Source organism: Brevundimonas sp. MEB006b (assembly GCF_030209705.1).
GTDB lineage: Bacteria > Pseudomonadota > Alphaproteobacteria > Caulobacterales > Caulobacteraceae > Brevundimonas.
Genome location: NZ_JARVRL010000005.1, coordinates 633,702 through 660,620 on the forward strand (window position 1 = coordinate 633,702; position 26,919 = coordinate 660,620).

A 26,919-nucleotide genomic window follows, 5' to 3' on the forward strand; every position below is an offset into this window, starting at 1 on the left:
CTTCAGCGGGGACGCTGCGGCCGCTCGTCCGCCGTCACCACGCCGTCGCCGTTCTTGTCCATCGCCTTGAAGGCGGCGGCGAGGCCCACGTCGAACTCCTCGCGAGTAATGCGCCCGTCCGCATCGGCGTCGAAGCGCGTCAGCATACGACCGCCGCGCGCATTGGCCAGTTCGCTGGCGTCGACCACGCCGTCTTCATTGGCGTCTAGGCGGTTGAACATCTGGGTCATGCGCGCCTGCATCTGGGCCAGGTTTTCGCGCTCCGGCGGCCGCATCTGTCCGCCCATGGGCCGCCCTGACATTTCAGGTCCAGACATTTGAGGCGCTGGCATCTCGGGAAAATCGCTCTGGGCGAACGCCGGACTGGCGGCGGGGAGAGCAAGGGCGGCAATGAACAGGCTACGCATGAGATCACTCCAAGACGGGTCTGTGGGCTTTAACGCGCGCACAAACCATTCCCGTCGACGCGTTTCCAAGAAACCGATTTCACTTGCCAAATCATATAAGGATATCTTTATATGAGCATATGAGTTTGTCCGCAGATCAGACTGTCGAAGCCCTCCGCGCCGCCGGCGAACCCACCCGTCTGCGCGTTCTGTCGCTGCTGGCGGGCGAAGAGCTGTCGGTCATGGAAATGTCCCGCATCCTGGACCAGAGCCAACCCCGGGTGTCGCGCCATCTCAAGCTGATGACCGACGCCGGGCTGATCGAACGCTTTCCCGACGGCGCCCGCGTCTATTACCGTCTGTCGCATGACGCCCAGGCGCGCCGGCTGATCGACACGGTGCTGGACATCCTGGCCGAAGACGCCGGTGAAGCCGATCATCGGCGTCTGGACGAGGTCCGCAAGGACCGCGAGGAAGCCGCCGCCAGCTATTTCGAACAGGTCGCGCCCCAGTGGGACCGCCTGCGTTCGCTCTACGTCAGCGAAAGCGCCGTCGAGGCGGCGCTGGAAAAGGCTGTGGGTCCCGGCCCCTTCGAACGGGTCGTCGATCTGGGCACAGGTTCTGGCCGGATGCTGACCCTGTTCGGCAAGAAGGCGAAGATGTCGGTCGGGCTGGACCTCAGCCAGAACATGCTGAACATCGCCCGCACCAACGTCACCAAGGCGGGTGTGGAACAGGTCGAACTGCGCCACGGCGACATCTTCGCCACCCGCCTGCCCGCCGCCAGCGCCGATCTGGTGATCGTGCATCAGGTACTGCACTACCTGTCCGATCCGTCCGCCGCCGTCGCCGAGGCCGCCCGCCTGGTCAGTCCGAACGGCCGTCTGGTCATCATCGACTTCGCCCCCCACGACTTCGAACACATGCGCGAGGCGCACCAGCATCGCCGTCTGGGTTTCGCCGACAGCGAGATCAAAGGCTGGCTGCAGGACGGCGGCCTTACGCCCTCCGCCCCCATCGCCCTGCCGCATGACGCCGAGGGCCTGACTGTGACCATCTGGACGGCGGAACGCCGCGTCCAGGACAGAAAGACCGCCTGATGGCCTCCTTAGCTGACGCCCGCGCCCTGCTGCTGTCGCCCCTGGGCCCTGTCGCTCGCGCGGGGTCCAACCGCGACGACGTGCGCGTCTCGTTCGAATTCTTCCCGCCAAAGACCGATGAGGCCGAGGCCAATCTGTGGAAGGCGATCCGCCGTCTGGAGCCGCTGAACCCCGCCTTCGTCTCCGTCACCTACGGCGCCGGCGGTTCGACCCGCGAGCGGACCCACCGCACAGTCCAGCGCATCATCACCGAGACCTCGCTACGCCCTGCCGCCCACCTGACCTGCGTCGAGGCCAGCCGCGAAGAAGTCGACGAGGTCATCGAAGGGTACAAGGCGATCGGCGTCGATCACATCGTGGCTCTGCGCGGCGATCCGCCCGGTGGTGCCGGGATCGGCGGCGTCTATCAGCCGCGCGCCGACGGCTACGCCAACGCCACCGAACTGACCGCCGCCATCAACCGCATCGGCGGCTTCGACGTCACGGTCGGCGCCTATCCCGAACGCCATCCCGAAAGCCCCTCCATCGATCACGACATCGATGTGTTGAAGGCCAAGGTCGACGCCGGCGCGACCCGCGCGGTCAGCCAGTTCTTCTTCGACATCGACGCCTTCCTGCGGTTCCGCGACCGGGTGCGGGCGGCGGGCGTCACCATCCCCCTGATCCCCGGCGTCATGCCGGTGTCAAACTTCGCCGGCCTGACGCGGATGTGCGACGCGTGCGGCGCCAGCATCCCTGAGTGGCTGAAGGCGCATTTCGACGGCCTGGACGACGATCCCGAAACCCGCAAACTGCTCGCCGCCTCCGTCGCCGCCGAGACCTGCGCGCGTCTGCAGGAAGAGGGTTTCTCGGACTTCCACTTCTACACCCTGAACCGCGCCGACCTCGTCTATGCGATCTGTCGCGTTCTGGGCGTGCGCGAGACGGCGGCAGCCCAATGACTCGCGCAGAACGCATCGCCGCCCTGCATCAGGCGGCCAAGGAACGCATCCTGGTCCTCGATGGCAGTTGGGGTGTCATGATCCAGCGTCGCGGGCTGGACGAAGCCGACTTCCGCGCCGACCGCTTCGTCGCCGCCAACGGCTATGACGAGAAACACCAGATGAAGGGGAACAACGACATCCTCTGCATCACCCGCCCCGACGTCATCGCCGACCTGCACGACCAGTATTTCGGCGCCGGCGCCGACATCAGCGAGACCAACACCTTCTCGGGCACAACCATCGCCCAGGAGGACTACGCTCTGGACGCCCAGGCGGTGTGGGACATCAATCTGGAAGGCGCGAAACTGGCCCGCGCCTCGGCCGACCGATGGACGGAAAAGGAGCCGCACAAGCCGCGCTTCGCCGCCGGCTCGATCGGTCCGCTGAACAAGATGCTGTCGATGTCGTCCGACGTGAACGACCCCGGCGCCCGCAGCGTGACCTTCGACCAGGTCTATGAGGCCTATCGCCATCAGGTGAAGGCCCTGAACGAGGGCGGGGTCGATCTCTATCTGATCGAGACCATCACCGACACGCTGAACTGCAAGGCCGCGATCAAGGCGATCAAGGACCTGGAAGACGAGGGGCTAGACGCCCTGCCCATCTGGATTTCGGGCACCATCACCGACCGCTCGGGCCGCACCCTGTCGGGCCAGACGGCGGAAGCCTTCTGGAACAGCGTGCGCCACGCCAAACCCTTCGCCGTCGGCTTCAACTGCGCCCTGGGCGCCGACCTAATGCGACCCTTCATCGCCGAGCTGAGCCGCGTCGCCGACACCTTGGTCGCCGCCTACCCCAACGCCGGCCTGCCCAACGCCATGGGCCAGTACGACGAGGAACCGCACGAGACCGCCCACTTCATCGAGGAATGGGCCGCCTCAGGCCTGGTCAACATCGTCGGCGGCTGCTGCGGCACAACGCCGGATCATATCAGGCACGTCGCCGAAGAGGTCGCGCCGCTGAAGCCGCGCGCCATCCCGGATCGACCGGTGGCCTTGCGGCTATCCGGCCTCGAACCGTTCGAGATGGTGGCGTGAGCAAGACCGCAGAGGTCGCTGCTTTCCGCAGCCTCCGCGAGCAGTTGCGGCAGTTCTCCCGTGAGAATCCTCAATGCTCGATCGACCATGAATCAGAAAAAGCGATCCTATTTCGGCTGGGATCGGGCGAGGACTTCTCATTAGTTGAAGTTGCGATTGGCAGCTTTGAGCTTCGCACCGAGTTGGATGTCGGTTGGAGCTATGAGATTCTACAGAGTGAGAAAGATGTAAATCGGCTTCTAGCGGCCTGCGACTCAATAATGGCTGGACGCGGCGTATCCATTGCAGGCCCAAATGGATATCCAGTTCGGTCTTGGCTGTTTCTCAACAGTCGCGGCGTACGTGAAGCGATGACATCAACGGCAGTTTCGATTCGGTCCTGCCGACGCGCGCGGTCCATCAAGAAAAGCGCTTGGCACCGCCGCAAATTGCTTTCGATTAAGGGCCCTACATTCTGATGCGTCCCACCTTCATCAATGTCGGCGAGCGGACCAACGTCACCGGCTCGGCCAAATTCCGCAAGCTGGTGGTCGAGGGCGACTATTCGGCCGCCTTGGACGTCGCACGCCAGCAGATCGAGGCTGGCGCCCAGATCATCGACGTCAATATGGACGAAGGCCTGCTGGACGGCGTCGTCGCCATGCGGACCTTCCTGAACCTGATCGCGGCCGAGCCCGATATCGCCCGCGTGCCGGTGATGATCGACAGCTCCAAATGGGAGGTGATCGAGGCGGGCCTGAAATGCGTTCAGGGCAAGCCGATCGTCAACTCGATCAGCATGAAGGAGGGCGAACAGGCCTTCCGCGACCATGCGATCAAATGCCTGCGCTACGGCGCCGCCGTCGTGGTCATGGCCTTCGACGAGGTCGGCCAGGCCGACACCGCCGCCCGCAAGATTGAGATCTGCACCCGCGCCTATGACATCCTGATCAACGAGGTCGGCTTCCCGCCTGAAGACATCATCTTCGACCCCAACATCTTCGCCGTAGCGACAGGGATCGAGGAGCACGACAACTACGCCGTCGATTTCATCGAGGCGACGCGGGAGATCAAACGCACCCTGCCCTACGCCCGCATCTCGGGCGGCGTGTCGAACGTCTCGTTCAGCTTCCGCGGCAACGAGCCGGTGCGCCGCGCAATCCACAGCGTCTTCCTGTACCACGCCATCAACGCCGGCATGGACATGGGAATCGTCAACGCCGGCGACCTGCCGGTCTATGACGACATCGACGCCGAACTGCGCGAGGCGGTCGAGGATGTGATCCTGAACCGGCCGCAGCGGACCAATGTCTCGAATACCGAGCGTCTGGTCGACATGGCGCCCCGCTACAAGGGCGAGAAGGGTCAGGCCCGCGTCGTCGATCTGAAATGGCGCGACCAGCCGGTTGGCAAGCGGATCGAACACGCCCTGGTTAACGGCATCACGGAGTTTATCGAGGTCGACACCGAAGAGGCGCGCTTGGCTTCAGAGCGCCCGCTGCACGTGATCGAAGGCCCGCTGATGGATGGGATGAACGTGGTCGGCGACCTGTTCGGCTCGGGCAAGATGTTCTTGCCGCAGGTGGTGAAATCCGCCCGCGTGATGAAACAGGCCGTCGCCTGGCTGGAGCCCTTCATGGAGGCCGAGAAGGCCGGCAAGCCGCGCGAGCAGGCGGGCCGCATCCTGATGGCCACCGTCAAGGGCGACGTCCACGACATCGGCAAGAACATCGTCGGCGTCGTGCTGCAATGTAACAACTACGAGGTCATCGACCTCGGCGTCATGGTCCCGGCCGACCGCATCCTGGACGAGGCCAAGGCGCACAATGTCGACATCATCGGCCTGTCCGGCCTGATCACGCCGTCGCTGGATGAAATGGTCTTCGTCGGCGCCGAAATGGAGCGGCGCGGCTTCAACATCCCCCTGCTGATCGGGGGCGCCACCACCAGCCGCACCCATACGGCGGTAAAGATCGAGCCCGCCTACCGCCGGGGCTCGACCACCTATGTCGTCGACGCGTCGCGCGCCGTCAGCGTCGTTTCGGGCCTGCTGTCCAAGACCGAGCGCGCGAAGAACGAGGCCGCCACCCGCGACGAGTACATTCGCATCCGCGAGCAATATGCCCGCGGCCAAGAAGTGAAGGCGCGAGCCACCCTGGCCCAGGCGCGCGAGAACCGCTTCCGCATCGACCCCACCCAGCCCATGCCCGGCAAACCATCCTTCCTCGGCGTGAAGGCGTTCGACGCCTGGGACCTGCAGGACTTGGCCGACCACATCGACTGGACGCCCTTCTTCGCAAGCTGGGAGCTGATCGGCCGCTATCCGCTGATCCTGGACGACGAGATCGTCGGCGAGGCGGCGCGTGACCTTTTCGCCGACGCGCAGGTGATGCTGAAGCGGATCATCGACGAGAAGTGGTTCACGGCCAAGGGCGTGGTCGGCTTCTGGCCCGCCCACGCCGACGGCGATGATGTCGTCGTCTATGCCGACGAGAGCCGGGATGCGGAGATCGCCCGCTTCCACACCCTGCGCCAGCAGATCAAGAAGTCGAACGGCAAGCCGAACCTGGCCCTGTCCGACTTCATCGCCGAGAAGGGTGAAGACTATATCGGCGCCTTTGCCGTCACCGCCGGTCACGGCGAGTTGGAGATCGCCAAACGGTTCAAGGACGCCGGCGACGACTATTCAGCCATCCTGGCGACGGCCCTGGCCGACCGTCTGGCCGAGGCCTTCGCCGAACGGCTGCACAAGGCGGTCCGCACCACACTGTGGGGCTACGCCGCCGACGAAACGGCCGACATCGACGCGCTGATCGCCGAACAATACCAGGGCATCCGCCCTGCCCCCGGCTATCCCGCCCAGCCCGATCACACGGAAAAGGCCACCCTGTTCCGCCTGCTGCAGGCCGAAGACCACGCCGGCATGGCCCTGACCGAAAGCTACGCCATGACGCCGCCAGCCTCGGTGTCGGGCCTCTACTTCGGCCATCCGGGCAGCCATTATTTCGGCGTGGGCAAGATCGATCTGGACCAGGTCGAGGACTACGCCCGCCGCAAGGGCTGGGACGTCGCCACGGCTGAGCGCTGGCTGGCGCCCATCCTCAACTACGATCCCTACGCCGCCAAACGCGAAACGGCGGCTTGAGCCGGGCTCAAGCCGCCGTCTGTCATCCGGTAACAGCCGAACCGATCAGTTGATGCCAACGCTCTCCAGCGTGGCGGGCGGCGTGGTGATGTTGTCGCGCAGGCGGCGCGCGGCGTGCTCGCAGCGACCCGGCAGACCGAAGAACAGGCCGAACGACTGGCTGCGCGCCTCGGCGTCGGGGTTTGCCATCAACGGCGCCCACTGCGCCTTGACGGCGGCGACCGCCTGCTCAGCCTCGGCCTTCGAAGCCGCCGACTGACGCGGCGCAGCCGCCGCCAGGGCGCTGCGGAAATCCTGGGCTTCGAGACGACCCAGACGCACCAGCTCGACATCCTCCGGCGCGCGCGACGTCAGCGTCTCGCCCAGATCAGCATGTCCGGTCACCAGCGCATCGCACCACGCCACCAGCGGATAGTCGGCGCTCGGCGCGCCCCGCGGCAACGGCCGTGCATAGGCGATGGCCTCCCGCGTCTTCAACGCATCGGCGGTCTCGCCCGAGCGATTACCCGTCACGATCGGTCCATCCTGCGTTTGAGCGACCGCCGCGCCGACAGCCAGCAGCGACAGGACCGACAGTCCGGGAACGACAAATTTCAGCATGATCTTCCTTGAAGGGGCGCGTCGCACAATGGCGACGATCCGTAACGCTCGCCCGCCCGAATGGTTTTTCTACGGCGCCGCTTAAACGAAAAAGGCGGCGGAGCGTTGCCCCGCCGCCTCAGTGTCGGTGATCCGAGACGGATCAATACTTCAGGCGAGCGCCCACGAAGAAGTAGCGGCCGACCACGTCGAAGTTGTTCGGGTCGGTGTTGCCGTCGTTGGCGTTGTCGAACACCGGCGGGGCCTTGTCCGCCAGGTTGCGAACGCCGCCGAAGATTTCAACGTTGTCGTTGAAATCATACGAGGCGCTGACGTCGTGGTACCAATAGGAGTCGGTGCCGACATAGCCGCCGTCCTGGAAGTCAGGGATGTTGCCCTGGTTGTCCATGGCGTCGATGTAGGTGCCGGAATAGTTCACGCGGACCGGACCGAAGTCGTAGCCGAGCGAAACGTTTGCCTTCCATTCCGGCAGGCTGGCGCTGATGTTGTAGGCGCCGACCGTGCCCTTATACTCGATGCCGTCCAGCTCGTAGCTGTCCAGGTAGGTCAGGTTGACAGCGACGTCCAGCTTCTGACCCCAGAAGCCGCCGCCCCACGGAACGTTCCAGCCGTAACGCGTCGAGAAGTCCACGCCGCTGGTTTGCAGTTGCGAGACGTTGCCCAGCGGTGCGCGCGCCTTCAGGTTTCCGGCCGGATCACGATAGATCAGAGGCAGACCGATGCCAGCGTTGTTGCACTCTGCAACTGCCGAGACCGGAGCGCCCGTCGCGCCCGAAGCTGCGGCGCCAGCCGCGAAGCACTGGTTCACGATGCCGGAAACGCCGCCGAAGATGGTGCCGATGTAGTCCTCGACCTTGATGTCATAGTAGTCGAGCGACATCGACAGACCCGGAACAAAGGTCGGCTGCCAGACAGCGCCCAGCGTGACCGTGTCCGACGTTTCTTCGGTCAGGTTCGGGTTGCCGTAGAAGAACGACTCTGTTTGCGTGTTCTGAGCGACGAAGCCGGTGGCCACCGGATCGAAACCAAGTTGCGCGGTGCAGAAGTTCCGCACGCCAGCCGACAGGGTACGAGAGGCGCCCGACGACGGGTTACGCGTGGTGCAAGGGTCCAGAACCGCCGGGAAGCCTTGGTCGTTGGCTTGGAACAGCTCAAAGACGTTCGGCGCACGCACGGCGCGTTGATAGATGCCGCGGAAGCGCAGGCTGTCGACAGGCTCCCACGAGCCGCCAGCCTTGTACGCGTAAATCTTGCCGACCGTGTCGTAGTCCGCCATGCGGGCGCCGACTTCCAGCTCCAGCGACTTGATGAACGGCACGTCGCGAACCAGCGGGATTACAGCTTCCGCATAGAGTTCCTTCGATTCCGTACGACCAGCGACAGGGCGCTCGGCGTTGAAGCCGAAGATGTCGCCCGAAGCCTTGGCGGCGTCCGGCGTGAAGCTCAGCTTGTCTTCACGATATTCGGCGCCGAAAGCGACCGACAGCGGACCGGCGGGCAGTTCGAAGGCGGTGCCGGTGACGTTGAAGGTCAGGTTCTGACGTTCAAAGATGCTGGTGTCGGCGAAGTTCAGGCGAATGAAGTTTGCGGCCTGCGGGGTGATGGTGCCGGCGCCGAACAGATTGACCGGAACACAGCCCGGGAAGAGTTGCAGCGAAGACGCGGCGCAGCTCGTCGCCGTACCGCCGGCGGCCAGCGCGGCGGCCAGACGCGAACGCGACACATCGTTTTCAATCGAGGTGCGCAGTTCCGTGCGGCCGTAGGCATAAACGCCTTCAGCCTTCCAGTCGCCGCCCAAGTTGGCGCGAAGACCGCCATTGAACTGAAGGACGTTGGTGTCGTGGCTCTCGACGCGGGCGCCGACTTCAGCCATACGACGATCGAAGTTCAGCGGAGCCGTCGGATTGGGGCGCGAGTTGGCGTAGGCTAGCAGCGCGGGGTAGTTCTGCACGAAGTAGTTGCCGTAAGGGATGTTGATCCCGGTCGCCGGCGTCGGCGCCAACTGAATGTTGTTGCGGGTGTTGGTATAGAAGACTTCGGTGAACGCCGTGAAGGTGTCGTTGATGTCATAGTGACCCAACAGAACCGCATTGTAGCGTTCCGACGGCGACTGCAGCAGGTTGACCGGTGCGAAATCGTAACGGTCGCTGGAAGCGCCCAAGCCGAAGTCGTTGTTGAACTGTCCTGGGACGCCAGCGGTACGGAACGAGCGGCGGCAAGGGGTCGGCGCCGTCGAGCAGCCGACGGCCGTATAGTTGTTGGTGCCGAGGTTGTTCAGACCACCATAGATGCCGGTGCCGGAACCGCCTGCGTTGCTGCTGAGCGCCCAGGGACGATCTTCGTTCGGCAGGAAGCCGTCACGGTCGGCATAGCCGACGAAGCCGGTCACATTACCGCGACCGTCAGCGATATTGGCGCCGAACATGGCCGAGGCGTTGAACTGCTCGCCGTCGCCGAAGCCGGAGACGCCGTATTGAGTGTTGACCGCCAGACCTTCGAAGTTGTCCTTGAAGATGAAGTTGACCACGCCGGCCAGAGCGTCGGAGCCGTAGGTCGCCGAGGCACCGCCGCTCACGACTTCTACGCGCTCGATCAACGCGGCAGGAATGCTGTTCAGGTCGACGGCGTTCGATTTGTCGTAGGGAACGAAGCGACGGCCGTTCACCAGCACCAGAGTGCGGCTCGGGCCGAGGCCGCGCAGATCGACGGTCGCCGAACCGTTGGCCGGGTTGTTTGAGTTGGCCGACAGGCCGGGCACAACTTGCGGAAGCTGGTTGAGGATCTGCTCGACGTTCACATCGCCGCGCGCCTGAATCTGCTCGGCGCTGACGGTGGCCACGGGGCTGTTTGCGACATAGTCCTGGCGCACGATCCGCGAGCCGGTCACGACGATTTCACCGACCTCGGTAGTGCCGTCCTGCGACTGAGCGAATGAAGGGCTAGCCGCCATAGCCAGTGCGGCGCCACCAATCATGGTAGTGGCCAGCAAGCTGCGGCGATATTTGACGTTATTCAAGGATAGCTCTCCCATGATCGATGTAGAGCCGCGATTGCAGCCCACCGAATCCATATCCGTGTGCCAGCCGAATAGCTGGTTGCGCGAGAGAGCATACCAACGCTTGAAGTAAGTCCAGCGCGAAGACGCATTCACGCCACAACTGAGACGAACCTGTCACAGAGACGACACACCCGCTTTAGCAGGCCAGAAAACGACCGAAGGTAGGCCTCTTGGATCAGCTTGGCTGGCTGCCGCTCATAAGTGTCAGTATATGTTCAACGTTGGATCATCACCCGCGCCGCATAGGGTGCGGGCTCCGGCGTGCAGGAGGCGGCGATCAGTTGCACCGCGGCGAGACACAGGATCGCCGCCGCGACGAACGGGAGCCGATTTGATACAGCATTGGCGATCGAACGGGCCATTGGGGCGCTCCAGGCATGATTACCGAGACGTTAACGCAAGCTCTGCGCCAAACGCGGCCGTGCCGATGATTCCGTTCGTAAGGGCGTTCGACTTCGCCTATGGGCGGCGCGATCAGGTGTCGCCATTGATCCAGCGGGTGATCGCCGACAATCCGGGGCCGTTCACCTTCACCGGGACGGGGACCTATATCGTCGGCCGACCGGATCCAGGGGCCGAGGTCGCGGTGATTGATCCGGGGCCGCTGGATGAAGCGCATCTGGCGGCGCTGATGGCGGCGGTCGAGGGGCGGCGGGTCAGCCATGTGCTGGTGACGCATACGCACCGAGATCATGCGCCTTTAGCCCGGCCGTTCGCCGAGGCGACCGGAGCACGGATTTGGGCGGCCCGGCCTCCGGTGCGGGAAACGCATGCGTCGGGTACGCTCGATGAAGATGACGATGCCGACTTCGCGCCCGATGTCGTGCTGACGGGCGGCGAGGTCATCGAAGGCGACGGCTGGACGATCGAGGCGATGTTCACGCCCGGTCACGCGTCCAATCACATAGCCTTCGCCTTGCGCGAGGAGAACGCGCTGTTTTGCGGCGACCATGTCATGGGCTGGTCGACGACGGTCGTGGCGCCGCCGGATGGGAACATGCGTCAGTATATGGCCAGCCTGGAGGCGGTGATCGCGCGTGATTTCGACGTGTTGTGGCCGACGCACGGAGCGCCGGTGACGCAGGTGCGGCCGTTTCTGGAAGCCTATCGCGCGCATCGACTGGAGCGGGAGGCGCAAGTTCTTCAGCGGCTCGAGGCAGGGGACCGCACGATCGCGGAGATGGTCCCGGTTCTGTACGCCGCCGTCGATCAGCGGCTGTGGCCGGCGGCGTCGCTGTCGGTGCTGGCGCATCTGATCAAGCTGGTCGAGGACGGCGCGGCGATCAGCGATGGCGCGCCCGGCCTGTCGGCGCAGTTCCGGCTGGCTTAGCGTCCCGCCTCCAGGTTTCGGGTGATTTTCGCGGCGAGACGGCAGGTGGCGCCGCCGTCGGGACGACTGTCGCGGGCGGCGACGCGGATGTCGGTACGGCCGGGGCGGATGCGGACGACCGCGTCGGTGGCGAAACCGAACCAGGCGCCGGCGTGCACGGCTTCGACCTGGAAGGTTGTGGCGCGGGTGACGACGAAGCCGGCGTCGACCAGGGCCGAGGTCGCCTGCTGGGCCAGGACCTGGGTCGGGACGGCGTCCACGCCGTCACAGGTCTGCGGCGCGCCGCTGCGCACGCCGGCGGCGCGCGGCAGGCCCGGAGGCTCGTCAAGATTGGTGCTCACGTCACGCGGATGGGGCGTCGCATCCTGGCCCTGACGCCAGACAAAGCCGGCGACGGTCGCGCCCGAGAGAGCTAGCGCCGCCAGCGCATAAAGACCCCTGCCCTTCAGGTCGCGCAGCGCCAGCACCGCCGCCGCCAGAGCCGCCGCCAGACCGACCCAGGCCAGGATGCGCGCCACGGTCCAGGTCAGCAGGTCATAGCCGATCGCCAGATCGAGCCCGCCGAACCGCGTCGCCGTGACGGCCGCCACGATCAGCACAAAGGGCGCCGCCGCAAGCGCCGTCAGCCAGGGCAGAATGGCGGGTACGGGCTTTCTGGTCGGCATTCAGGCTCCTGTTCTAACTTAGGCAGCGGTCGGCAGACGATAGTCCTTCATCCGGTCGCGCAGAAGCTTCTTGTCGATCTTGCCGGTCGCGCCCAGCGGGATGTCGTCCACGGCGACCACATCGTCGGGCATCCACCATTTGGCGATCTTGCCGGTCAGGAAGTCCAGATGCTCCTGCTTGTCCAGCGTCTCGTCGGGCTTGAGCTTCAGGATCAGCACGGGCCGTTCGTCCCATTTGGGGTGGGCCGCGCCGATGACGGCTGCGATCTCGACCTTGGGGTGGCCGACGGCGATGTTCTCGATCTCGATGGAGCTGATCCACTCGCCGCCAGACTTGATCACGTCCTTGGCGCGGTCGGTGATCTGCATGAAGCCCAGGTCGTCGACCGTGGCCACATCGCCGGTGTCGAAGAAGCCTTCGTCGTCCAGGATCGAGCCATCTTCCTTGAAGTAGGCGCGGCTGATCGTCGGCCCCTTGACCATCAGACGACCGAAGGTGGCGCCGTCGTGAGGCAGTTCAGCGCCCGCCTCGTCCTTCAGCTTCAGCTCGACGCCCAGCGGCGGCACGCCCTGCTTCAGGCGGTACTTCATCTGCTCGTCGTACGAGAGCTTCAGGATTTCGGGCGGCAGGTTGGCGATGGTGCCGATGGGCGAGGTCTCGGTCATGCCCCAGGCATGGGTCACCTCGACGCCGAAATCGTCTTGGAAGCCGCGGATCAGGCTTTCGGGGCAGGCCGAACCGCCGATCAGCACGCGCTTCAGGGTCGAGAAGCCCAGGCCGTTCTGTTTCATGTGGGCGAACAGGCCCTGCCAGACGGTCGGCACGGCGGCCGAGAAGGTGACGCCCTCCTGTTCGATCAGCTCATAGATCGACTGACCGTCCATCTTGGCGCCCGGCATCACCAGCTTGGTGCCGGCGGCGGGACCGGCGAAGGCGATGCCCCAGGCGTTGGCGTGGAACATCGGCACGACCGGCAGGATCACCTCCTTGGGCGTAGCGCCCATCACCGTGGCCTGAAGGCCCATGAAGGTGTGCAGGAAGTTGGAGCGGTGCGAATACAGCACGCCCTTCGGATTGCCCGTGGTGCCGGATGTGTAGCAGAGGCCGCAGGCCGTCTGTTCGTCGAAGTCGCCCCAAACCACGTCGGTCGATTGACCGGCGATCGCGTCCTCATAGGCGACGGCCTTGGGCAGCTTCGTCTGCGGCATGTGGGCGGCGTCGGTCATAATGACGACGCGCTCGACCTTGGGGATATGCGGCAGGATCGCTTCCAGCAGCGGCACGAAGGTCAGGTCGACGAAGATGATCCGGTCTTCGGCGTGATTGATGATGTAGACGAGCTGTTCGGGGAACAGGCGCGGGTTCAGGGTATGGCACACCCCGCCGATGCCCATGATGCCGTACCAAGCCTCGATATGGTTGGCGGTGTTCCAGGCCAGGGTGGCGACGCGGTCGCCAGGCTGGACGCCCCAGTCCTTCAGCGCGCTGGACACGCGTTTGGCCCGCTCGTGGATCTGGGCGTAGGTCGTGCGGACGATGGGCCCCTCGACCGAGCGCGTCACCACTTCGCGCTCGCCATGCCAGTTTTTGGCGTGGTCGATGATCTTGTCGACCGTCAGCGGCCAGTCCTGCATCAAGCCCAGCATGTCGTATCCTTGTCCCTTGGATGCGTCTGCTTTGATGCGACGCTTGAGCCGACGCTAACATCGGTGATCGGCGATAAGCAACGTGACGTAGCGTCAGCCACGGCGCGGCGGATCGTCCCCCGTGGCGTTGGCGGCGCGACCGCTCTAGAAGGCCGCCCATGACCATATTGATCGCGATCACGGGGGGCTCCGGCTCCGGCAAAAGCACCCTGGCGGAGGCGTTGGTGTCGGCCCTGCCGGAAGGTTCGGCCGCGCTGGTGCGCGAGGACAGCTATTACAAGGACGCGGCCTCCCTGCCCGGCTTCGACGCCGCGAACTTCGACTTCGACGATGTGACGGCGCGCGATCACGACCTGATGATCGCGGACCTGAAGGCACTGAAGGCCGGCCGCGCGGTGACGGCGCCGGTCTATTCCTTCATCCATCACGGCCGCGAGCCGGGCGGCGAGCCGATCCCGGCGGCCGAATTGGTGATCGTCGAGGGCACGCATGTTCTGTGCACCCCCGATCTGACCGCCCTGTTCGACATCCGGGTCTTCGTGGACACCCCTGCCGACATCCGCTTCATCCGCCGCCTGCTGCGCGACCAGGCCGAGCGGGGCCGGTCGGCGGATTCGGTCGTGGCGCAATATCTGGCAACGGTGCGTCCGGGCCACGAACGCCTGACCGAACCGTCGCGCACCCACGCCGACTTCATCGTCGCCGATGCGACGGCCGCCGTCCGCCTGGAAGACCCCCAGGCCGTGGTGCGTCTGGCGGCCCCGGTCCTGGCCCATCCGTTGCTGCAGGCGCTGCTGGACGACTAGCGAAGACATCTCCGACCCGAAATTCGGCGGGGCGAAGCGCGACCGGCTCAGCGGGCGGATGACCATTCATCGCCCTGATGCGCGCCCGTTCGGCGGCCTCGGCCTGTTTCTCAACCAGGATGGCGTCCAGCCGGATGTATTCGAGTTCCAGCAGGGCGCGAAGACGGTCATCCTCGGCCTCTTCCTCGGGCGTCTGTCTGTAAGGCGGCGGGAGACCGCGACCGGGTTTGGGACGGCGAGGTTTGGGGCGGGCCATGCGGGTCTCCGGACACGGGTTATCGGCTTCGCGCGGTCGCAGCGAAGTCTGGAGGGCTGGGCGGAGCGCCGGGCCTTCGCCCGGAGTTGATTTGTAGTGTTACCGTTTCGACGAAGGATGGACGCTCCGCGCGGAAGGTTGGCCTGCAAGCTCGGGGCGCCGAGCGGTGGCGGTCTTATCGCCTAACCCCATAAGCCTGCGACGGGTCGGCGGTCCCTGCGAGGACCGTCCCGAGTGCGATCGAGTATCCCCCTCGACCCTCCGGCGGCGCACCGTGTGTCGCCGTCAGCGCAGGCCGTTTCAGACCCGCTCCCGTTCCATCCGCTCTCGCCGCCGCAAGGTCGCAGGCCAGGCGAGCCCTCCATGCGACGAGACGGATGTATTATGGGCCCGTTTGACCCCGTGGACGGGAGACGGGGGACATAAATCAGCAAGCGATTGAAATCGTTTGGGAGGGGCCAGCGACATTGCGATGGCTGAACATCGTCTCCTCCCCATCCATGGGGAGGTGGCTCGAAGCGCAGCGAAGAGACGGAGGGGCTCTTCACCGCATCGGTGGCCCGTGAGACTTGAAGAACCCCTCCACCGCTTCGCGGTCCCCCTCCCCGCCAAGCGGGGAGGAGACGGTTGGATCAGATCAGTCCCGCCAGCGGCGACGACGGGTCGGCATACTTCCGCTTGGCCATCCGCCCGGCCAGATAGGCGTCGCGGCCGGCGATGACGGCGTGCTTCATGGCCCGGGCCATGCGGATGGGGTCCTTGGCGCCGGCGATGGCGGTGTTCATCAGGACGGCGTCGCAACCCAGCTCCATCGCGCGGGTCGCGTCCGAGGCCGTACCGACGCCCGCATCGACCAGCACCGGCACCTTGGCCTGTTCGACGATGAGGCGGACGTTGACCTCGTTCTGGATGCCCAGGCCCGAGCCGATCGGGGCGGCGGCGGGCATGATGGCGGCGGCGCCGGCGTCTTCCAGCCGCTTGGCCATCACGACGTCGTCGGTGCAATAGACCATGACGTCGAACCCGTCCTTGATCAGCAGATCCAGCGCCCGCAGCGTCTCGATCATGTCGGGATACAGGTGGGCGGTGTTGGACAGCACTTCCAGCTTGACCAGGCTCCATCCCCCGGCCTCGCGCGCCAGGCGCAGAGTCCGGACCGCATCCTCGCCCGTGAAACAGCCGGCGGTGTTGGGCAGGAAGGTAAAGCGATCCGGCTTCACATAGTCGACCAGCATCGGCTGGGTCGGATCGGACAGGTTCACGCGGCGCACGGCGACGGTCACGATCTCGGCCCCGGCCGCCTCGGCGGCGGCGGCGTTCTGGGCGTAGTCGGCGTATTTGCCGGTGCCCACGATCAGGCGCGAGTTGAAGGTGCGGCCGGCGACGGACCAGGTTTCGTTGGCTGTATCGGTCATGGATGCTGACCTAGGCCTCTCAGGCGCGCGGGGGAACCCGTCGTAGCCGGATTTGATCTGATCACCCGCCGCCGACGAACTGGACCAGTTCGATACGGTCGCCTGCGGCCACGGGCGTAGCGGCATGAAGGGACTTGGGCACGATCTCGAGATTGCGTTCGACGGCGACCTTGCGCGGGTCCAGCGACAGTTCCTCGACCAGGGCCAGGATGGTGGCGGCCTGGACCTGACGTGGCTCGCCATTGAGATGGATCTGGTGCACGCGCATTCTTCCTGACCTTCGCCTCGCCGACCGTCGCGCGTCAGATAGACGGTGACAGGCCGGTTCGCCAGACTGTGCGCTCAGCCCGCCTCAAACAGGAAGGCGCCGACCGCGACGGCCAGGGCCGCGAAGGTCGCCACCACGGTTCTCAGGATCAGTTTGCCGTCCTGGCGCATCCTCGGCGCTCCCTCAGGCCGTCCCGACCAGGGACGATGGCGGCCGGCGCTGCGAAATCCACGCCATCGCACGTAACGTCGGGTAAGGTTCGACGCCGCGAGCGTTTGACCCACGCCCTGCGTCCGCTAAAAGGCCCCTCTTGCGCCGCGCTGCGCCGGATCGATTCTGGAACCATGGCCGAAACGCCCGTCATTCATGTGCTGAACGGCCCCAATCTGAACCTGCTCGGGGTTCGGGAGCCGGACATCTATGGCCGCGACACCCTGGCGGACATCGAGCAGCGCTGCGTCCGGGCGGCCGGCAAGGCGCAGATCGTGTTTCGCCAAACCAACCATGAAGGCGTGCTGGTCGACTGGATCCAAGAGGCGCGCGAGGGCGCCCACGCCCTGATCCTCAATCCGGCGGCCTATGGGCATACGTCGGTGGCGCTGCACGATGCGCTGAAGACGCTGTCGATCCCGGTGATCGAGTTGCATCTGTCCAATCCGGCGGCGCGCGAGGCGTTTCGCCATCACTCCCATGTGTCCTCCGCGGCGACCGGCGTCATCGCCGGCTTCGGCGCGGCGGGCTATGAACTGGCCGTCCAGGCGGCCCTCACCCAGGTTCGGGAACGCGGCTGAGCCCCGTCCCGTTTATCAAAGACCACGAAAGACAAGGCGCAACTCCAATGGCCGATGACAAGAAACACGCCGAAATCGACGCCGCCCTGGTTCGCCAGTTGGCCGAGATCCTGAACGAGACCGATCTGACGGAAGTCGAGGTCGAGCGCGGCGAACTGCGCATCCGCGTGGCGCGCGAAGTGACCGTCAACGCCGCCCCGGTTCAGTACGCCGCCGCCCCCGCTCCGGTCGCCGCTGCGCCCGCCGCCGCTGCTGCGCCGGCCGCCATGCCGTCGGACCCCGCCACCATCGTCGCCCGCGCCGGCGAAGAGGTGAAGTCGCCGATGGTCGGCACAGCCTATCTGCAGGCCTCGCCGGAGGCCCCGGCCTTCGTCCAGCCCGGCGACAAGGTCAAGAAGGGCCAGACCCTGCTGATCGTCGAAGCCATGAAGACGATGAACCCGATCCAGGCCCCGCGCGACGGCGTGGTGGCCGAAATCCTGGTCGGCGACGCCCAGCCGGTCGAGTTCGGCGAACCCCTCGTCCTGCTGGAAGCCTAAGCCGTGTTCACCAAGGTCCTGATCGCCAACCGCGGCGAGATCGCGCTGCGCATCCACCGGGCGTGCAAGGAGATGGGCATCTCCACCGTCGCCGTGCACTCGGAAGCCGACCGCGGCGCCATGTGGGTGCGGCTGGCCGACGAGAGCGTCTGCATCGGCCCCGCCTCGGCCGCAAAGTCGTATCTGAACATCCCCTCGATCATCGCGGCGGCCGAGATCACCGGCGCCCAGGCGATCCACCCTGGCTATGGCTTCCTGTCCGAAAACGCCCGCTTCGCCGAGATCGTCGAGGCCCATGGCATGACCTTCATCGGCCCCAAGCCCGAGCATATCCGGGTGATGGGCGACAAGATCAGCGCCAAACAGACGGTCAAGGACGCCGGCATCCCCGTCGTCCCCGGCTCGGATGGCGAAGTCGAGACCGTCGAGGCCGCGATTGAGGCGTCCAAATCCATCGGCTTCCCTCTGATCGTCAAGGCGGCGGCGGGCGGCGGCGGACGCGGCATGAAGGTCGCCTTGACGCCTGACGATCTGGTCGAGGCTGTCCAGACCGCCCAGTCCGAGGCCAAGGCCGCCTTCGGAAACGGCGCCGTCTATATGGAGCGCTACCTCCAGAAGCCGCGCCACATCGAGATCCAGGTCATCGCCGACAGCCACGGCAATGTCGTCCACCTGGGCGAACGCGACTGCTCGCTGCAACGCCGTCACCAGAAGGTGCTGGAAGAGGCCCCCTCGCCCGCCCTGTCGGCCGAGGGTCGCAAGCAGATCGGCGAGACGGTCAACAAGGCCATCGCCGCCATCGGCTATCTGGGCGTCGGCACCATCGAGTTCCTGTGGGAGGACGGCGAGTTCTTCTTCATCGAGATGAACACCCGCCTGCAGGTCGAGCATCCAGTTACGGAAATGATCACCGGCGTCGATCTGGTACGCGAACAGGTGCGCATCGCCGCCGGTCTGCCGCTGTCGTTCACCCAGGACGACATCGAGTTCAAAGGCCACGCCATCGAGGTGCGGATCAACGCCGAGAACCCGGAGACCTTCACCCCGTCGCCGGGCAAGATCACCGACTTCCATGCACCGGGCGGCCTGGGCGTGCGCCTGGATAGCGCCATCTACGCCGGCTATTCGATCCCGCCCTATTACGACAGCTTGATCGGCAAGCTGATCGTGCACGGTCGCGACCGCGAAGAGGCCATCGCCCGTCTGAAGCGTTCGCTGAACGAGGTCGTCATCGGCGGCGTCGACACGACCATCCCCCTGTTTCAGAAGCTGCTGGCCGAGCCTGACATCCTGTCGGGCGACTACGACATCCACTGGCTGGAGAAATGGGCGGCCCGTCAGAAGGGCGACGCCTGACCGACCCCGATTTCAGCGCCAGCGGGCCTTTCGGCGGTTTCGGCCCCGAGGACCTGCTGGCCTGTTACGCCCGGGGCGTGTTTCCGATGGCCGAGGCGCGCGATGATCCGCGCGTCTTCATTATCGAGCCGGAACAGCGCGGCGTCATTCCGCTAGACGCCTTCCACATCCGCAGCCGCCTGCGCCGCACCGTGCGGAGCGAGCCGTTCGAGGTGCGGGTCGATACCGCCTTCGAAGCGGTGCTAGATGGATGCGCGGCGGCGCAAGGGCCGGATCGCGAAGACACCTGGATCAACGGCCCGATCCGGCGGCTGTACGCCGCCCTGTTCGCCATGGGCTTCGTCCATTCCATCGAGTGCTGGCGTGATGAACGGCTGGTCGGCGGGCTTTACGGCGTGTCGCTGGGCGGGGCCTTCTTTGGCGAGAGCATGTTCAGTCGCGAACGGGATGCGTCCAAGGTCGCTCTGGTGCATCTGGTCGCGCGCCTGCGAAAGGGCGGCTGGGACCTGCTGGACGCGCAGTTCTTGACCGACCATCTGAGCCAATTCGGTGCGGTTGAAACGCCGCAGGCGGCCTATCTGGAGCGGCTTCAGCCCGCGCTGTCGGTCAGGCCGAACCAAAGGGCGTTGCGCGAGCCCTTGACCGGCGCAGAAGCGGTCGCCTTAGCCAGCGCCTAGTCTGTCCGGACACGATTTGGGGCCTGTCCCGACAGGTTCGGATTGGCGTCTTCGCCCGGCCCGGCGGTCAATGGCGGCATGACACAGACCCCGCCAAAAGCCCCGCCCCGCCCGTCCCTTCTTCGCGACGTGCGAGAGATCGCCCTGACGCTGATCTTCGCCATCATCCTGGCGCTCGCGATCCGCATCGTGCTGTTCCAACCCTTCACCATCCCCTCGTCGTCGATGGAGCCGGGGCTGGTGACCGGCGACTATATCGTCGTGTCGACATATCCCTATGGCTGGAGCACGGCGTCTCTACCGTTCAATCCGGCGATGTCGGCGGGACGGCTGTTCGGGCGCGAACCGAGACGCGGCGACGTGGTGGTGTTCCGCCTGCCGCGCGACCCCAGCGAGGCCTGGATCAAGCGCGTCGTCGGCCTGCCGGGCGACACGGTTCAGGTGCGGGGCGGCGTAGTGCTCGTCAATGGCGACCCGGTTCGACAGACCCGGCTGGATGTCGTCGCCGATCACGATGCGCCGCAGCGACGGGTCCAGCAGGTGCGCGAGACCCTGGCCGACGGACGATCCTACGTCACCTACGACGGCGGATCGGGCCTGCCGGGCGACGACACGCCTGCGCGCCGGGTGCCGGCGGGTCACTATCTGATGATGGGCGACAATCGCGACAACTCGCTGGACAGCCGCTGGCCGCCCGAGATCGGCGTCGGCCTACTGCCGGCCGAAAACATCATCGGCCGGGCCGAGGTGGTGCTGGCCTCATGGAAGCCGGGCGCAGGCCTGTTCAAGCCCTGGACGTGGCTGGACCTTCAGTGGGACCGGTTCCTGGTCCGCATCCGCTAGCGCGCGCGGTATTCGTCGAAGCTGACGACACCGTCGTGATTGCGGTCCAGCCGGTCGAAATCGGCGCGGGTGGGCGACGACTGGGCCAGGGAGGGCGCGGCGACGGCTCCGAGCGCCAGGCCCGCGACAGCGGCGGCCACCAGGGGCCGCCAGCTCAGGCGGGGTTGAGGACGCCCCGACGACGTCGCGTTCAGCTCGGCGTCTATGAAGCGGCGAATGGCGTCGCTGGCTGTCCGGCCCTCGTCACGGCACCGGGCCATGAAGGCGGTCTTGGTCGCGTGAGGCAGACGGATTTCGACCGTTTCGGTCTTCTTGGGCGGCTTGTTGCGATCCATGGCGCGCCTCCTCGCGGCGTCAGAGCTCAGTTCTTACAGCCGACGACCCAGGCGTCGTAGTAGGGGTTCTGGATGCCGCTGACGGCGGGCGACGAGGCGAACATCCAGCCGCGGAAGATCTGGCGGCCTTCCTGCCGGCCGCGCGCCTGAAGCGAGACGTCCATATAGGCGATGGCGTCTTCGGTCAGTTCGTCGGGCGTCGTCACCTCGCACGCGCGGGCTGCGAAGATCAGATTCTGGTTGAAGCGCACGGGACGACCGCCGACCTCGACCTCGAACTTCATCGTCTCGGCGGTGACCTTGTCGATGGCCTGGATGATCGCGAACTTGCGACGCTGGCGGCGCGCAGGCGTGGCGGGCTGGTCGATGGCCTTGGTCGCGACGGGCTTCTCAGCCGCGACCTCCTCCTCGGCCTTTTCCTCGACGGCGGCGTCCTCGGCGATGACGACGTTTGGCGGCGGGGCCACGGCGACCGGAGAACGCGGAGCCGGCGCGCCCGCAGGCGGCGTCTCGGTCGGGACCGAGGGTTGGGCCGGGGTGGTGCGCAGAATGTCGCCGATTGGATCCTGGACCGGACGCGCATCGCGCGGCGCGTCCTGAAGCACGCTGGCGGTCACCGCGCCGGCGCTCAGCACAGCCACGACGGACGCCGCGCCCAACAGGATGCGGCGGATTTTCACTCGGGCGTCCACGCCTGATAATCGCCGGTCGCGGCCGGGCGCTTGGCGTCGCCGGCCAGCGAGCCGGGCGGACGCCAGGCCAGGGGCGTGCCGGTCAGATTGGGCAGGTGCTCCTTCTCCCAGGCGCGACGCGGCAGCGGCTGCTCGGTCGGCGGCTGGTCGAAGGTGTAGTGCAGCCAGCCGTGCCAGTCGGGCGTCACCTTGGACGCCTCGGCATAGCCGTCATAGATGACCCAGCGACGCTTGCGGCCGTCGTAGCTGACGTTGTCGCGGCTCTCGTAATAGCGATTGCCGTTCTCGTCCTGGCCGACGAAGCGACCGCGCTTGGCGATGGTGAACCGGGTGCCGATCGTGGCGCCCTCCCACCAGCCGAAAATCTTGCTCAACACGTCGTGGAATCCAACCGTAAGGGGTCGCCGGAAAGGGAGGCGGCGTCTGGCTCGGATCATAGAAACCCGCGCCCTCTTCGTCCAGCGTTCAAGCGCCTTGCGGTGAATCGATATCTTGTGGGCAACCCCGCACTGCGACACCAGATGTATTGGCTAAGTCGCGTGTGCATCCTAGGCTTCCCCAAACCTTTCCGAGAGACGCCGCCATGCGCTTTCAATCCGGCTTCGCCGCTCGCGCCGAACGAGTCGCGATGGAGACCCGCGCAATCGAGCGCCCCTCCGGCGTGCAACAGGTCCTGGCCCCCGCCGGCTGGTCCGATGTCCGGATCGAGGCCTGGTTGGACTGGGTCGAGGCGGAAGGGTTAGCAACGCCCCTTTCCGGCGACTGGCTGAACGGCGGCGTCGACGCCTGGGCGGAGGGGTTGGCGGCGACGGGCGTGGCCGAGGGTGTGTTCGACCGGGCCGAGGCCGCGACGTTCGTCGAGGAACTGTCGGGCGCCTTCAGGCTGGGCCTGGCGGCGCCGGCCGCGTCCGGACCTGCGGCTGTCGGCGTCGTCGATCTGAACGATCCCGGCGCGGCCGCGCGATTGCAGGCGCACGCCGGACGGCGCGCGGCCGCGCGCCTCGGCGCCCAGGCGGCCGATGCTTTGGCCGAGGCGCTGGCTGGCGTGGCCGACGCCGTGGACCGGTGCGAAGGCCCGCGCGGCGACTGCGGCGATCCTTCGCGCAATCCGGCCCTGGGCCGTGCGGCGGCCCTGGCGCGGCGGTGCGGCGCCAGCGACGCCGATATCCTGAGAGCGATCGATGGCGAACAGCCCGCAATGGCCTTGGAGCCTATGGTCGAAGGCGCGCCTCTGGTCGCCTTGGCGGACCGGACCCAGATCGCGGCGGGCGCGCCCGAAGGCTCGCTGGCGGCCGAGGCGGCGCTGGACGGCGGTCTGATCGTCGCCTTCGACCCGCGCGATGCGGAGACCGCGACTGCGCAGACCACGCGGGCTTTGATCGATCTGAGCGCCCTCATGGCGCTCGACGGAGACATGGCGACCAATCTGGCGGATCTGACCCGCCTGCTGACCGTGGCGCTGGACCTTCAGTCCGCGCGGCCCGGTCCCATCGCGCTGGGACTGGATGGCCTGCTGGACGCGCTGGCGGCTGACGACGACCGCACGTCTCAGGCGCAGACGCTCGCGGGCCTGGTCGCGGCGACGGCGGCGATGACCTCGGCCGAACTGGCGAGCCTGCGCGGCCCCTGCCCCGACTGGGAAGACCTGGAGAAGCCGCGTCGCCATTCGGCCATCAGCCTGTTCGTCGACGATGCGGAGGCGCGGCTGCGGCTGGGCCTGGGCCGCGTCTCGGCGGTCGATGTGTTCCAGACGGCGGACGGCGAGATCGGTCGCCGCCTGCACCCCGCGCTTGCCTCGGCCATCTCTGCCGCCGGCGGCGATGTCCAGGCGGCGGAGCGGTGGACGTTCGGTCGCCGCACCCTGGTCGAGGCGCCGGGCATCGACCATACAGCCTTGCGCGCCCTGGGCTTCACCGACATCGAACTGGCCGCCATCGAGACCGCCCTGGGCTGGGCCGAGGATTTCGACACGGTCTTCGCCGCCCCCGTCCTGGACCCCGGTTTCATCCGCGACGTCCTGGGCGTGGAAGACGGCGATGGTCTGCTGCTGACCCTGCTGGGCGTGTCGGAAGAGGCGGAGACGGCGGCGACGCGCTGGGTCTTCGGATATGGCGATCTGCGCGACTGGCCTGAGGCGCCGGCGTCCGTCGCCGCCCTGCTGGCCGATCCGGCGGCGGCGGCGGCCGACCTGCGGCGCGCCGTCGAGCCGTTCAGCGACATGCCGGACCTCGCGATCGAACCGATGGACTGGCGCACGACCTCCACCCAGGCCGCGCGACTGCTGAGCCAGGGGGCCCTGGACGGCCGTCGCGCCCTTCGCCTGTCGCGCGCCGCGCCGCCCGCCGGCCCGCTGCTGTCCCTGCCGCCGCTCGACGCCGTCCGCCCTGAACCTGCCCGCGAAGCGCCCCGCCCGGCTCCGACGGAACGGGTCGTCGAACGCGTGGTCGAGCGCGAACGCGCGCGCCGCAAACTGCCCGACCGGCGCAAGGGCTATATCCAGAAGGCCGCCGTCGGGGGCCACAAGGTTTATATCCACACCGGCGAATACGAAGACGGCGAACTGGGTGAGATCTTCATCGACATGCACAAGGAAGGCGCCGCCTTCCGCAGCCTGATGAACAACTTCGCCATCGCCATCTCGATCGGCCTGCAATACGGCGTGCCGCTGGACGAGTTCGTGGACGCCTTCGTCTTCACCCGGTTCGAGCCGGCCGGCCGCGTCACCGGCAACGATTCGATCAAGTCGGCGACCTCGATCCTGGACTACATCTTCCGCGAACTGGGCGTCTCCTATCTGGACCGCGTCGAGTTGGCCAACGCCGGGACCGAAGACCTGAACGCGGACGGACTGGGGGACGGTAAACCCGACGCCAACGCGGCCGTGCCCGCCGCCCGCTTCATCTCCAAAGGGTTCGCGCGCGGTTCTGCGCCCGACAATCTGGTCGTCCTGCCCTTCGGCAAGAAGGGCGAGCCGGAAGCCCGCGCCGCCGCCAACAGCGAGGCCGTCGCCTGTCCCGCCTGCGGCGATTTTAGCCTGCAACAACGCGGCGCCGCCTGGGCCTGCGACACCTGCGGGGCGGCCCCGGCGCTTCAGGGCGGCGATCAGGGCTAGGTTAAGGGTTATGGCCTAGGGTTTGCTGACAGACGATCGAACGTCGGAGCCCGGTCCATGAAACGCACACTTTCTCTCGGCCTGATCGCCGCCCTGCTGGCCGTCGCCGCGCCCGCCCTGGCCCAGAACGCGGGCCAGATCGCCAGTGTGCGACGCGGCGCCTCCTGCGCCGGTTGCAATCTTTTTCAGGGCGACTTTTCGGGGCTGGAGGCGCGGGGCCTGAACCTGGCCGGTTCACGCCTGCGTCAGGCGGACCTGAGCCTGTCGGTAATGAACCGCACGCAATTCTCCAACACCGACATGCGTGACGTCGAAGCCTATGGCGGCGTTTTCTCGGGCTCGAACTTCTCGCGCGCCAACCTAACCAACGCCAGTTTTGTCGGCGCCTATCTGGAGGGCGCAAGCTTCGCCGGCGCGACCCTGTCGGGGACCAATCTGTCGGGCGCCCAGCTGGCGCGGGCCACCGGCCTGACCCAGGCCCAACTGAACCGGGCGTGCGGCGACGGCTCCACCGTCCTGCCTCGGGGCTTGCGCATTCCGGCCTGCTGAGCGGCGCCGACCTTGCCTCGATTTCATGAAGTTACCTCGATTTAAGTAGGTGCGGCGGGGGTTTCGAGGCATTCAGAGTGCGTGAAACAGATCGCTGAACATATCCGGGTGCGCCCCACATTGGCTCTGCTGACGCTGGGAATGGCGCTCGCCGCCTCCCCCGCCTTCGCCGGGGTCGAGATGTCGATGCAGGACCGCGACGTGGCCCGTTCGGTGTCGCTGGGCGGATCGTGCAATCGCTGCGAACTGTCCGGCCGCAATCTGTCGGGCGCCACCTTCACCGGCGCCAGCTTCATGAACGCCACCCTGGTGGGCGCCAATCTGCGCGGCGCCGAGATGATGGGCTCCAACTTCACGGGCAGCGATTTCAGCCGCGCCAACATGGGCGGCGTCGAGATCGTCGGCGCCAACTTCACCTCCGCCAACTTCACCGGGGCGCAAATCAACGGCGCCGAGGCGCAAGGATCGTCCTTCGTTCGCGCCAACCTGACCCGCGCCAATCTTTCGGGCAGCGAGATGCACGGCGTCAACTTCACCGGCGCCACCCTGGCCGGAACCAACTTCTCCAACTCGGAACTGTTTGGCGCCACACTGGCCAATGTTCGGGCGTCCGGCGCCAACTTCGCCAGCGCCGAGGTCACGGCCTCGAACCTTTCGGGCGGCGATTTCTCCAACGCGGACTTTTCGAACGCCAGCCTGGATGGGGCGCGATTGACCGGCGGCAGCTTCTCGCGCGCCGACTTCTCCAACGCCTCGCTGCGTCGGACCGATATTCGCGGCGCGGACCTGTCGGGCGCGCGCGGCCTGACGCAGGACCAGATCAGCGAGGCCTGCGGCGACGGCTCGACCCGCCTGCCCGGACGCCTCTCGCCCCAGGCTTGCCGCAGCAGTTCTATCCGCATCGTCCGCGCAGCCCCCACGCCGCCCGTGCCACCCCGCGTGCGCAACCTGGTCAACGCCGAAAACTAGGCCGTCCGCCTCGGACTCGTCCTCCGGGACTGCTCTGCATTTCAGGTCAGACCGCGCTACGGACACCAGAGGCCTTGGCCTGCGGCGCCCTCGATCGAATTCGGCACTTTAACAGCGCCCTCTGGCCAGGCCTGAAGGATAGCCCGCACAGCAAAACGGCCTCCAGATTGCTCTGGAGGCCGTTCTGTTACGCTACTGTATCTTTCGGCCTATGCGCGCCTCGCGGAGGCGCGCGACTTGAGGCCGGGTCTTCTTACTCGACGATCTTGGCCACGACGCCGGCGCCGACGGTGCGGCCGCCTTCACGGATGGCGAAGCGGAGGCCCTGGTCCATCGCGATCGGGGTGATCAGCTCGACGTTCAGCTCGGCGTTGTCGCCCG

The 26,919-nt window shown here is 66.4% G+C and carries 28 protein-coding genes; 16 read left to right on the plus strand and 12 right to left on the minus strand.

What is annotated here, in order from left to right:
* Window positions 1-2: 2 nt before the first annotated feature.
* On the minus strand, window positions 3-407 hold the full coding sequence (locus tag QRN13_RS09540) for an EF-hand domain-containing protein (protein ID WP_284877713.1): 405 nt from the start codon (window positions 405-407) through the stop codon (window positions 3-5).
* Between the two features lie 119 nt (window positions 408-526).
* Between QRN13_RS09540 and QRN13_RS09545 the strand changes: the two genes are divergently transcribed.
* Genes QRN13_RS09545 through metH form a run of 5 tightly spaced genes read left to right on the plus strand, consistent with a single transcriptional unit; the run spans window position 527 to window position 6,630 of the window.
* Window positions 527-1,486, plus strand: a complete 960-nt coding sequence (locus tag QRN13_RS09545; protein ID WP_284877714.1) for an ArsR/SmtB family transcription factor — start codon at window positions 527-529, stop codon at window positions 1,484-1,486.
* Window positions 1,486-2,427 (plus strand): methylenetetrahydrofolate reductase [NAD(P)H], encoded by a 942-nt coding sequence (gene metF / locus QRN13_RS09550; RefSeq protein WP_284877715.1) that lies wholly within the window; start codon window positions 1,486-1,488, stop codon window positions 2,425-2,427. The genes QRN13_RS09545 and metF overlap by 1 nt, the downstream gene beginning before the upstream one ends.
* Window positions 2,424-3,506, plus strand: coding sequence for a homocysteine S-methyltransferase family protein (locus QRN13_RS09555; RefSeq protein ID WP_284877716.1), 1,083 nt, complete (start codon window positions 2,424-2,426; stop codon window positions 3,504-3,506). Before metF ends, QRN13_RS09555 begins: the two co-directional genes overlap by 4 nt.
* Window positions 3,503-3,964, plus strand: coding sequence for a hypothetical protein (locus QRN13_RS09560; RefSeq protein ID WP_284877717.1), 462 nt, complete (start codon window positions 3,503-3,505; stop codon window positions 3,962-3,964). The genes QRN13_RS09555 and QRN13_RS09560 overlap by 4 nt, the downstream gene beginning before the upstream one ends.
* Window positions 3,964-6,630 (plus strand): methionine synthase, encoded by a 2,667-nt coding sequence (gene metH / locus QRN13_RS09565; RefSeq protein WP_284877718.1) that lies wholly within the window; start codon window positions 3,964-3,966, stop codon window positions 6,628-6,630. The genes QRN13_RS09560 and metH overlap by 1 nt, the downstream gene beginning before the upstream one ends.
* 45 nt (window positions 6,631-6,675) lie before the next feature.
* Here the strand turns inward: metH and QRN13_RS09570 are convergent, their stop codons facing one another.
* From QRN13_RS09570 to QRN13_RS09580, 3 genes are all read right to left on the minus strand, one after another.
* The gene (locus QRN13_RS09570) at window positions 6,676-7,230 is read right to left on the minus strand and encodes a hypothetical protein (RefSeq protein WP_284877719.1); all 555 of its coding nucleotides are present in this window, start codon (window positions 7,228-7,230) and stop codon (window positions 6,676-6,678) included.
* A gap of 142 nt (window positions 7,231-7,372) precedes the next feature.
* The gene (locus tag QRN13_RS09575) at window positions 7,373-10,246 is read right to left on the minus strand and encodes a TonB-dependent receptor plug domain-containing protein (protein ID WP_284877720.1); all 2,874 of its coding nucleotides are present in this window, start codon (window positions 10,244-10,246) and stop codon (window positions 7,373-7,375) included.
* A gap of 257 nt (window positions 10,247-10,503) precedes the next feature.
* On the minus strand, window positions 10,504-10,650 hold the full coding sequence (locus QRN13_RS09580) for a hypothetical protein (RefSeq protein WP_165116191.1): 147 nt from the start codon (window positions 10,648-10,650) through the stop codon (window positions 10,504-10,506).
* Between the two features lie 65 nt (window positions 10,651-10,715).
* Here QRN13_RS09580 and QRN13_RS09585 point away from each other — a divergent pair, with 65 nt between their 5' ends.
* Complete coding sequence (locus QRN13_RS09585) at window positions 10,716-11,618, plus strand: MBL fold metallo-hydrolase (protein WP_284877756.1); 903 nt, start codon at window positions 10,716-10,718, stop codon at window positions 11,616-11,618.
* Here the strand turns inward: QRN13_RS09585 and QRN13_RS09590 are convergent.
* Together QRN13_RS09590 and QRN13_RS09595 are read right to left on the minus strand one after the other, a co-directional pair.
* Entirely contained in the window at window positions 11,615-12,283 is a 669-nt protein-coding gene (locus tag QRN13_RS09590) for a DUF1499 domain-containing protein (protein WP_284877721.1), read from the minus strand. The genes QRN13_RS09585 and QRN13_RS09590 overlap by 4 nt on opposite strands.
* An 18-nt stretch (window positions 12,284-12,301) precedes the next feature.
* Window positions 12,302-13,930: a long-chain-fatty-acid--CoA ligase gene (locus QRN13_RS09595; RefSeq protein ID WP_284877722.1), complete on the minus strand. Its 1,629-nt coding sequence runs from the start codon at window positions 13,928-13,930 to the stop codon at window positions 12,302-12,304.
* A 158-nt stretch (window positions 13,931-14,088) separates the two neighbouring features.
* Between QRN13_RS09595 and udk the strand changes: the two genes are divergently transcribed.
* Both udk and QRN13_RS09605 read left to right on the plus strand, forming a co-directional pair.
* Entirely contained in the window at window positions 14,089-14,736 is a 648-nt protein-coding gene (gene udk / locus QRN13_RS09600; RefSeq protein WP_284877723.1) for a uridine kinase, read from the plus strand.
* Window positions 14,737-14,794: 58 nt separating this feature from the next.
* Window positions 14,795-15,082, plus strand: a complete 288-nt coding sequence (locus tag QRN13_RS09605; protein WP_284877724.1) for a hypothetical protein — start codon at window positions 14,795-14,797, stop codon at window positions 15,080-15,082.
* Window positions 15,083-15,624: 542 nt separating this feature from the next.
* Here the strand turns inward: QRN13_RS09605 and QRN13_RS09610 are convergent.
* On the minus strand, window positions 15,625-16,407 hold the full coding sequence (locus QRN13_RS09610) for a HisA/HisF-related TIM barrel protein (protein ID WP_284877725.1): 783 nt from the start codon (window positions 16,405-16,407) through the stop codon (window positions 15,625-15,627).
* Window positions 16,408-16,468: 61 nt separating this feature from the next.
* A complete protein-coding gene (thiS, locus tag QRN13_RS09615) occupies window positions 16,469-16,675 on the minus strand; it encodes a sulfur carrier protein ThiS (protein ID WP_055755162.1) in 207 nt (68 codons plus the stop codon).
* A gap of 344 nt (window positions 16,676-17,019) precedes the next feature.
* On the opposite strand from thiS, the gene aroQ reads away from it, so the two are divergent.
* The 5 genes from aroQ to lepB all read left to right on the plus strand — a co-directional run bounded on the left by aroQ (window position 17,020) and on the right by lepB (window position 20,881).
* Window positions 17,020-17,466: a type II 3-dehydroquinate dehydratase gene (gene aroQ, locus QRN13_RS09620; RefSeq protein ID WP_284877726.1), complete on the plus strand. Its 447-nt coding sequence runs from the start codon at window positions 17,020-17,022 to the stop codon at window positions 17,464-17,466.
* A 47-nt stretch (window positions 17,467-17,513) separates the two neighbouring features.
* Window positions 17,514-18,005 (plus strand): acetyl-CoA carboxylase biotin carboxyl carrier protein, encoded by a 492-nt coding sequence (accB, locus tag QRN13_RS09625; RefSeq protein WP_055808514.1) that lies wholly within the window; start codon window positions 17,514-17,516, stop codon window positions 18,003-18,005.
* A gap of 3 nt (window positions 18,006-18,008) precedes the next feature.
* Window positions 18,009-19,361, plus strand: a complete 1,353-nt coding sequence (gene accC / locus QRN13_RS09630; protein ID WP_055808513.1) for an acetyl-CoA carboxylase biotin carboxylase subunit — start codon at window positions 18,009-18,011, stop codon at window positions 19,359-19,361.
* Window positions 19,331-20,038 carry a leucyl/phenylalanyl-tRNA--protein transferase gene (gene aat / locus QRN13_RS09635; RefSeq protein WP_284877727.1) on the plus strand — a complete coding sequence of 236 codons (708 nt, stop codon included), beginning with the start codon at window positions 19,331-19,333 and terminating at the stop codon, window positions 20,036-20,038. The genes accC and aat overlap by 31 nt, the downstream gene beginning before the upstream one ends.
* A 78-nt stretch (window positions 20,039-20,116) precedes the next feature.
* Entirely contained in the window at window positions 20,117-20,881 is a 765-nt protein-coding gene (gene lepB / locus QRN13_RS09640; protein WP_284877728.1) for a signal peptidase I, read from the plus strand.
* Here lepB and QRN13_RS09645 read toward each other — a convergent pair.
* The 3 genes from QRN13_RS09645 to QRN13_RS09655 are packed head-to-tail and all read right to left on the minus strand — an operon-like array spanning window position 20,878 to window position 22,285.
* Complete coding sequence (locus tag QRN13_RS09645) at window positions 20,878-21,216, minus strand: EF-hand domain-containing protein (protein ID WP_199059520.1); 339 nt, start codon at window positions 21,214-21,216, stop codon at window positions 20,878-20,880. The two genes, lepB and QRN13_RS09645, sit on opposite strands and share 4 nt — an antisense overlap.
* Window positions 21,217-21,242: 26 nt before the next feature.
* The gene (locus QRN13_RS09650; protein ID WP_284877729.1) at window positions 21,243-21,896 is read right to left on the minus strand and encodes a DUF2155 domain-containing protein; all 654 of its coding nucleotides are present in this window, start codon (window positions 21,894-21,896) and stop codon (window positions 21,243-21,245) included.
* Window positions 21,893-22,285: an NADH:ubiquinone oxidoreductase subunit NDUFA12 gene (locus QRN13_RS09655; protein WP_039247905.1), complete on the minus strand. Its 393-nt coding sequence runs from the start codon at window positions 22,283-22,285 to the stop codon at window positions 21,893-21,895. Before QRN13_RS09655 ends, QRN13_RS09650 begins: the two co-directional genes overlap by 4 nt.
* Before the next feature lie 206 nt (window positions 22,286-22,491).
* Here QRN13_RS09655 and QRN13_RS09660 point away from each other — a divergent pair, with 206 nt between their 5' ends.
* The 3 genes from QRN13_RS09660 to QRN13_RS09670 all read left to right on the plus strand — a co-directional run bounded on the left by QRN13_RS09660 (window position 22,492) and on the right by QRN13_RS09670 (window position 26,538).
* Window positions 22,492-25,020 (plus strand): TSCPD domain-containing protein, encoded by a 2,529-nt coding sequence (locus tag QRN13_RS09660; RefSeq protein WP_284877730.1) that lies wholly within the window; start codon window positions 22,492-22,494, stop codon window positions 25,018-25,020.
* A 57-nt stretch (window positions 25,021-25,077) separates the two neighbouring features.
* Window positions 25,078-25,569, plus strand: coding sequence for a pentapeptide repeat-containing protein (locus tag QRN13_RS09665; protein ID WP_284877731.1), 492 nt, complete (start codon window positions 25,078-25,080; stop codon window positions 25,567-25,569).
* 81 nt (window positions 25,570-25,650) lie between these two features.
* Window positions 25,651-26,538: a pentapeptide repeat-containing protein gene (locus tag QRN13_RS09670; RefSeq protein ID WP_284877733.1), complete on the plus strand. Its 888-nt coding sequence runs from the start codon at window positions 25,651-25,653 to the stop codon at window positions 26,536-26,538.
* Window positions 26,539-26,791: 253 nt separating this feature from the next.
* On the opposite strand, the gene QRN13_RS09675 is transcribed toward QRN13_RS09670, so the two are convergent.
* The coding region (locus QRN13_RS09675; protein ID WP_455708777.1) for an EF-Tu C-terminal domain-related protein at window positions 26,792-26,919 on the minus strand (128 nt) is incomplete at its 5' end.

Coding starts and splice junctions, on each gene's coding strand:
- QRN13_RS09540 (WP_284877713.1), bottom strand. CDS start 407: ATGCGTAGCCTGTTCATTGCCGCCCTTGCTCTCCCCGCCGCCAGTCCG.
- QRN13_RS09545 (WP_284877714.1), top strand. CDS start 527: ATGAGTTTGTCCGCAGATCAGACTGTCGAAGCCCTCCGCGCCGCCGGC.
- metF (WP_284877715.1), top strand. CDS start 1,486: ATGGCCTCCTTAGCTGACGCCCGCGCCCTGCTGCTGTCGCCCCTGGGC.
- QRN13_RS09555 (WP_284877716.1), top strand. CDS start 2,424: ATGACTCGCGCAGAACGCATCGCCGCCCTGCATCAGGCGGCCAAGGAA.
- metH (WP_284877718.1), top strand. CDS start 3,964: ATGCGTCCCACCTTCATCAATGTCGGCGAGCGGACCAACGTCACCGGC.
- QRN13_RS09570 (WP_284877719.1), bottom strand. CDS start 7,230: ATGCTGAAATTTGTCGTTCCCGGACTGTCGGTCCTGTCGCTGCTGGCT.
- QRN13_RS09580 (WP_165116191.1), bottom strand. CDS start 10,650: ATGGCCCGTTCGATCGCCAATGCTGTATCAAATCGGCTCCCGTTCGTC.
- QRN13_RS09585 (WP_284877756.1), top strand. CDS start 10,716: ATGATTCCGTTCGTAAGGGCGTTCGACTTCGCCTATGGGCGGCGCGAT.
- QRN13_RS09590 (WP_284877721.1), bottom strand. CDS start 12,283: ATGCCGACCAGAAAGCCCGTACCCGCCATTCTGCCCTGGCTGACGGCG.
- QRN13_RS09595 (WP_284877722.1), bottom strand. CDS start 13,930: ATGCTGGGCTTGATGCAGGACTGGCCGCTGACGGTCGACAAGATCATC.
- udk (WP_284877723.1), top strand. CDS start 14,089: ATGACCATATTGATCGCGATCACGGGGGGCTCCGGCTCCGGCAAAAGC.
- QRN13_RS09605 (WP_284877724.1), top strand. CDS start 14,795: ATGACCATTCATCGCCCTGATGCGCGCCCGTTCGGCGGCCTCGGCCTG.
- QRN13_RS09610 (WP_284877725.1), bottom strand. CDS start 16,407: ATGACCGATACAGCCAACGAAACCTGGTCCGTCGCCGGCCGCACCTTC.
- thiS (WP_055755162.1), bottom strand. CDS start 16,675: ATGCGCGTGCACCAGATCCATCTCAATGGCGAGCCACGTCAGGTCCAG.
- aroQ (WP_284877726.1), top strand. CDS start 17,020: ATGGCCGAAACGCCCGTCATTCATGTGCTGAACGGCCCCAATCTGAAC.
- accB (WP_055808514.1), top strand. CDS start 17,514: ATGGCCGATGACAAGAAACACGCCGAAATCGACGCCGCCCTGGTTCGC.
- aat (WP_284877727.1), top strand. CDS start 19,331: ATGGGCGGCCCGTCAGAAGGGCGACGCCTGACCGACCCCGATTTCAGC.
- lepB (WP_284877728.1), top strand. CDS start 20,117: ATGACACAGACCCCGCCAAAAGCCCCGCCCCGCCCGTCCCTTCTTCGC.
- QRN13_RS09645 (WP_199059520.1), bottom strand. CDS start 21,216: ATGGATCGCAACAAGCCGCCCAAGAAGACCGAAACGGTCGAAATCCGT.
- QRN13_RS09660 (WP_284877730.1), top strand. CDS start 22,492: ATGCGCTTTCAATCCGGCTTCGCCGCTCGCGCCGAACGAGTCGCGATG.
- QRN13_RS09665 (WP_284877731.1), top strand. CDS start 25,078: ATGAAACGCACACTTTCTCTCGGCCTGATCGCCGCCCTGCTGGCCGTC.